At 69.9% G+C, this 6118-nt stretch carries 7 protein-coding genes; 6 read left to right on the top strand and 1 reads right to left on the bottom strand.

The window, feature by feature from the left end; all coding sequences use genetic code 11:
• On the bottom strand, nucleotides 1–1183 hold a 1183-nt coding region (locus A612_RS15395; protein WP_019375331.1), incomplete at its 3' end, for an FAD-dependent oxidoreductase.
• 297 nt (nucleotides 1184–1480) lie between these two features.
• Here A612_RS15395 and rpsB point away from each other — a divergent pair.
• From rpsB to A612_RS15365, 6 genes are all read left to right on the top strand, one after another.
• Nucleotides 1481–2230 carry a 30S ribosomal protein S2 gene (gene rpsB, locus A612_RS15390; RefSeq protein ID WP_019375330.1) on the top strand — a complete coding sequence of 250 codons (750 nt, stop codon included), beginning with the start codon at nucleotides 1481–1483 and terminating at the stop codon, nucleotides 2228–2230.
• 130 nt (nucleotides 2231–2360) lie between these two features.
• Nucleotides 2361–3257, top strand: a complete 897-nt coding sequence (gene tsf, locus A612_RS15385) for a translation elongation factor Ts (protein WP_040437181.1) — start codon at nucleotides 2361–2363, stop codon at nucleotides 3255–3257.
• A gap of 60 nt (nucleotides 3258–3317) precedes the next feature.
• Entirely contained in the window at nucleotides 3318–4040 is a 723-nt protein-coding gene (gene pyrH / locus A612_RS15380; protein WP_019375328.1) for a UMP kinase, read from the top strand.
• Nucleotides 4041–4111: 71 nt separating this feature from the next.
• Entirely contained in the window at nucleotides 4112–4672 is a 561-nt protein-coding gene (gene frr / locus A612_RS15375; RefSeq protein ID WP_019375327.1) for a ribosome recycling factor, read from the top strand.
• Between the two features lie 41 nt (nucleotides 4673–4713).
• A complete protein-coding gene (gene uppS, locus A612_RS15370) occupies nucleotides 4714–5457 on the top strand; it encodes a polyprenyl diphosphate synthase (protein WP_040437180.1) in 744 nt (247 codons plus the stop codon).
• Nucleotides 5458–5504: 47 nt separating this feature from the next.
• The coding region (locus tag A612_RS15365; RefSeq protein WP_019375325.1) for a phosphatidate cytidylyltransferase at nucleotides 5505–6118 on the top strand (614 nt) is incomplete at its 3' end.

Genomic DNA, 6118 nt, shown 5'->3' with positions numbered 1-6118 from the left:
CGAGGGCGCGCGCGCTGCCGCAGGCCTGGGCCCAGCCGCTCGCGCCGTGTCCCGTGTTGAGCCACAGGCCCGGCAGCGGGCCGGCGCCGATCACCGGCGCGCCGTCGGGCAGGGTCGGCCGCGCGCCGCGCCAGACCTGCACCTGCGGCGAGGAGGTCAGCACCCCGCCGGGGAACCAGCCCGACAGGGCGAGGTAGAGCGTGCGCAGCGTGGGCGCATGGTGGGTGCCTCCGGCGTGGCCCAGCTCCGCGCCGCCGGAGACGCGCACCCGCTGGCCCTGGCGCGCGATGGTGATGCGGTGCTGGGGGTCGATGAAGGTGCCTTGGGGGGCGTGCACATCCTCGCGCACCGGGGCGCTGACCGAGTATCCATGCAGCGATGCCAGCGGCAGGCGCAGCCCGAGCGGGCGCAGCAGTCCGGCGCTCGCCTCGCCGGCGCAGAGCACCACGGCGTCGAAGGCCTCGGGCGCCGGCTGGCCGGCGAGCTGCACGCCGGTGGGAGAGGTGTGCAGCCGCTCGACCCGGACGTTGAACACGAAACGCGCGCCGCGCTCCTGGGCTGCCTGGCGCAGCAGCTGGGCGAACAGGCGGCAGTTGCCGGCCTCGCCGTCGCTGGCGTGCAGGGCGCCCGCCAGCGGCACGTCGGCGGCCAGGCCAGGCTCGATCAGGCGCGCAGTCTCGGCGTCCACCTCGCGCACCGCGATGCCACAGGCCTGGAGCACGTCCATGGCCGGCTGGACGAGCTGCCGGTCGGCCAGGGTGCGAAGGGGCAGCAGCGCCCCCCGGCTGGTCTCGATGTCGGCGCCGAGCCCGGCGGCCAGTTCCCGCGTGCGCGCCTGGCTGTAGCGGCCCAGGTGCGCCAGGGCCGCAAGGCGCTCGGGGTGGCCCGGCTGGCGTCCGGCGCGCAGCCAGCGCCACAGCCAGCCCAGGCCGGCCGACCCGGCGCCCCGTACCAGTCGCAGGGTGGCGCGGTGGCCGAGCATCTGGCGCGCCAGCGGTCCGCCGATGCCCGGCGCGGCCCAAGGGATCAACAGGCTGGGCGCCAGCATGCCGGTGTTGGCGAAGCTGGAATGCTCCGCGGCGGAGGCGCGCTGCTCCAGCACGACGACCTCGTGGCCGTCGCTGCTGAGCTCGAACGCGGTGGCGGCGCCGATGATGCCGGCGCCGACGATGGCAATGCGCATGGTCTGAAGGTGCAGTCGTTGGTGGCTGAGGGCTGCCCGGCTCCACCGGGCAGGGCCACCGGTCGGGGCAGCCGGGCGGCCCGCCTGCGCGGTGCCGGGCCACGGGCCATGGTAGAATCCCTGGGTTTTGCCAAGTGCAGGCCTGTCCTCGTTCGAGGGCAGCGTGCAGGGCGAGACCAATAGCGAACCAGCCCTCTCGAGGTGTTGCGCCGCGGCCCTTTGGACATCGATGGTGATGCACGGCCGGGCGCAATTGTTGGGGCTGGATTTTAGACCCAACCTTTGGAGCAGACCCCCATGTCCGTGACCATGCGCGAAATGCTGGAAGCCGGCGTCCACTTCGGCCACCAGACCCGTTTCTGGGACCCCAAGATGGCCCCCTACATCTTCGGCTCCCGCAACAAGATCCACATCATCAACCTGGAAAAGACGCTGCCGATGTTCCAGGAGGCGCAGAAGTACGCGCGCCAGCTGGCTGCCAACCGCGGCACCATCCTGATGGTCGGCACCAAGCGCCAGGCGCGCGAGCTGGTGGCCGAGCAGGCGCAGCGCGCGGGCATGCCCTACGTCGACCAGCGCTGGCTGGGCGGCATGCTGACCAACTTCAAGACCGTCAAGACCTCCATCAAGCGCCTCAAGGACATGAAGGCCCAGCAGGAAGCCGGCCTGGAGTCCATGAGCAAGAAGGAGCAGCTGATGTTCACCCGCGAGCTCGAGAAGCTCGAGAAGGACATCGGCGGCATCCAGGACATGAACGCCCTGCCCGACGCCATCTTCGTGATCGACGTGGGCTTCCACAAGATCGCCGTGGCCGAGGCCAAGAAGCTGGGCATCCCGCTGATCGGCGTGGTGGACTCCAACCACTCGCCCGAGGGCATCGACTACGTCATCCCCGGCAACGACGACTCGGCCAAGGCCGTGGCGCTGTACGCCCGCGGCATTGCCGACGCCATCGTGGAAGGCCGTGAGAACGCCGTGAACGATGTGGTCAAGGCGGTGGCCGGCGAAGGCGAGGACGAGTTCGTCGAGGTGGAAGAGTCCGCCTGACCAGTCCGGTAGCCCGACCGCCCGGCCCGAGCGTTGCGCGGGCGCGGGCCCACGAGAAAAGCGGGGCCCATCGAGCGCCCCCTTTTTTTATCCTGTTGTGACGAATTGAACCGATACGGAGAACATTGAAATGGCTGCTATTACCGCAAGCATGGTCGGAGAGCTGCGCGCCAAGACCGACGCGCCCATGATGGAGTGCAAGAAGGCCCTGACCGAAGCCGGTGGCGACATGGCCAAGGCCGAGGAGATCCTGCGCGTCAAGCTGGGCACCAAGGCCGGCAAGGCCGCGTCCCGCGTGACGGCCGAGGGCGTGATCGCCGCGTCCATCGAGGGCAGCAAGGGCGCCATGATCGAAGTCAACAGCGAGACCGACTTCGTCTCCAAGAACGACAGCTTCATCGCCATGGCCAACGCCGCCGCCAAGCTGGTGGCCGAGCACAACCCGGCCGACATCGAGGCCCTGGGCCAGCTTCCCTACGAGCAGGACGGCTTCGGCCCCACGCTGGAAGATGTGCGCAAGGGCCTGATCGGCAAGATCGGCGAGAACATGTCCTTCCGCCGCTTCAAGCACTTCGAGGGCACGCAGCTCGCTTCCTACCTGCACGGCTCGCGCATCGGCGTGGTCGTGGAGTACGAGGGCGATGCCGCGGCCGCCAAGGACGTGGCGATGCACGTGGCCGCCATGAAGCCCGTGGCGCTCACCGCCGGTGAGGTGCCGGCCGAGCTGATCGAGAAGGAGCGCAGCGTCGCTACCGCCAAGGCCGCCGAGTCGGGCAAGCCTGCCGACATCGTCGCCAAGATGGTGGAAGGCTCGGTGCAGAAGTACCTCAAGGAAGTCTCGCTGGCCGACCAGGTCTTCGTGAAGGCCGCCGATGGCAAGCAGACCGTCGGCCAGATGCTCAAGGAGAAGAACACCACCGTGAAGGGCTTCACGCTGTACGTGGTGGGCGAGGGCATCGAGAAGAAGACCGACGATTTCGCCGCCGAGGTGGCTGCGCAGGTCGCCGCCGCCAAGACCGGCGCCTGATCGCGCCTGCCGCCCGCCGCCATCCACCCTTTTCCCATCCCCAGCCCGACGGAGAACCCCATGAACGCCCCCCAGCCAGTCTACAAGCGCATCCTGCTCAAGCTGTCGGGCGAGGCGCTCATGGGCGATGACGCCTTCGGCATCAACCGCACGACCATCGAGCGCATGGTCACGGACATCGCTGAGGTCGTGCGGCTGGGTGTGGAGGTGGCGGTGGTGATCGGCGGCGGCAACATCTTCCGCGGTGTCGCCGGTGGCGCCGAAGGCATGGACCGCGCCACCGCCGACTACATGGGCATGCTGGCGACGGTGATGAACTCGCTGGCGCTGGCCGATGCCATGGACCGCCAGGGGCTGACGGCGCGCGTGATGTCCGCCATCGACATCCAGCAGGTGGTCGAGCCCTACGTGCGCCCGAAGGCGCTGCAGTACCTGGAGGAGGGCAAGGTGATCGTGTTTGCCGCCGGCACCGGCAACCCCTTCTTCACCACCGACACGGCCGCGGCCCTGCGCGGCGCCGAGATCGGCGCGCAGCTGGTGCTCAAGGCCACCAAGGTCGATGGGGTCTACACGGCCGACCCGGTCAAGGACCCGACGGCCACGCGCTACACCCAGCTGAGCTTCGACGAGGCCATGGTGCGCAACCTGGGCATCATGGACGCGACCGCCTTTGCCCTGTGCCGCGACCAGAAGCTGCCGATCCGCGTGTTCTCCATCAACAAGCCCGGCGCACTCAGGCGCGTGGTGGTGGGCGAGGACGAGGGCACGCTGGTGTACGCTTGACGGCTTTGCCCGCCAGCGCCGCCCAGGCGCTGCGCCTTCCGTCGATTGCTCCCCTTGCGAGAGGAAACGCCATGACCATTGCCGAGATCAAGAAAAACACCGAGGCCAAGATGGAGCAGTCCATCGGCGCCCTGAAGAACAACCTGTCGCGCATCCGCACCGGGCGCGCCAATCCCCAGCTGCTCGACGCGATCCACGTCGAGTACTACGGCTCCATGGTGCCGCTGTCGCAGGTGGCGAACGTGTCGTTGCTGGACGCGCGCACCATCAGCGTGCAGCCCTGGGAAAAGAACATGTCGGCCAAGATCGAGAAGGCCATCCGCGAAAGCGAGCTGGGCCTGAATCCGGCCTCCATGGGCGAGCTGATCCGCGTGCCCATGCCGCCCATGAGCGAGGAGCGCCGCAAGGAGATGACCAAGCTGGCGCGCAGCGAGGGCGAGGCCGCCAAGGTGGCGGTGCGCAACCTGCGCCGTGACGCCAACGAGGGCGTCAAGAAGCTGGTCAAAGACAAGCTGGCTTCCGAGGACGACCAGAAGCGCTCCGAGGCCGATATCCAGAAGATCACCGACCGGTTCATCGCCGAGATCGACGCCCTGGTCGCTGCCAAGGAGCAGGACATCATGGCGATCTGAGCGGGGCGTTGCCCGATCCTGCGCCACTGCCTGCTTCTGTCATGCCCTCTGCACCGCCTCCTGGGATCGTCCCGCACCACGTCGCCATCGTCATGGACGGCAATGGCCGCTGGGCACGCCAGCGCCTGCTGCCGCGCCTGGCCGGCCACAGCCAGGGGGTGGAGTCGCTGCGCCGCTGCGTGCGCGCCTGTGTGGCAAGGGGGGTGCGCGCGCTCACGGTGTTCGCCTTCTCCTCGGAGAACTGGGGCCGTCCGGCCGAAGAGGTCTCGGGCCTGATGGGCCTGCTGGCCAAGGCGCTGGCGCGCGAGGTGCCCGAGCTGAGCCGCGACGGCGTGTGCGTGCGTTTCGTCGGCGACCGCGAGGGCCTGTCGGAGTCGGTGCGCAACGGCCTGGCGCAGGCCGAGCGCGCCACGCAGGGCAACTCCCGCCTGGTGCTCAGCGTGTGCTTTAACTACGGCGGGCGCTGGGACATTGCCCAGGCCGCGGCGGCCCTGGCGGCGCGGGGCGAGCCCATCACCGAGTCCGCGCTGTGCGGTGCGCTCGCCCTGGCGCACGTGCCCGATCCGGACCTCGTGATCCGCACCGGCGGCGAGAAGCGCCTGAGCAATTTCCTGCTCTGGCAGGCCGCCTACAGCGAGCTGTTCTTCAGCGACTTGCTGTGGCCCGACTTCGACGAGGCGGCGCTCGATGCGGCGCTGGACTGGTACGCCGGGCGCGAGCGCCGCTTCGGGCGCACGTCCGAGCAGGTTCGGGCGGGCCTTGAACCCGAGCCGCTGCGGGCCTGAGGCCGGCGGCCGTTCCCCGTACACTGGCGCGCACAGGAGGGCTCTGGATGCTCAAGCAACGTGTCATCACAGCCGTGGTCCTGCTGGCCATCCTGTTGCCGGCACTGTTCTATCCTGCACCTGGCCCGTTCATCGCCATCGCGCTTGCCATGATGGGCGCGGGCGCCTGGGAGTGGGGCCGGCTCAATGGCCTGGGCCACGGGGCGGCGCTGGCCCTGGGCGCGGCCTGTGTGTTGCTGTGCGGCGCCGCCTGGGCGGCCGGGCTGCCCGCACGGTCACTGCCATGGGTGTGGGCGGCCGCCGGGGCGCTGTGGGTGCTGGGCGGGGCGGGGCTGCTGCGCGCGGGGGTGGCCGGCTGGCCGCGCCTGCCGCGTGCGCTGCGCCTTGCCGGCGGCGTGGCGGTGCTGTGGCTGGCGTGGCTTGCCATCGCCCAGGCACGCGTCGCCGGCATCAACTTCCTGCTGTCCATCCTGGTGCTGGTGTGGGTGGCAGACACCTTCGCCTATTTCAGCGGCCGCGCCTTCGGCCTGCGCCTCACGCGCAACAAGCTCGCTCCCTCCATCAGCCCCGGCAAGAGCTGGGAGGGCGTGTGGGGCGGCATGGCGGGCGTGCTGGCGCTGGCGTTGTTCTGGGTCTGGCTCGACGGCAGCCGCGGCGCCGG

Source organism: Melaminivora alkalimesophila, assembly GCF_000282995.1.
Classification (GTDB): Bacteria; Pseudomonadota; Gammaproteobacteria; order Burkholderiales; family Burkholderiaceae_C; genus Melaminivora; species Melaminivora alkalimesophila.
Note: the sequence above shows the minus strand (reverse complement) of the source record. Positions and strands in the feature narration are given on the sequence as shown.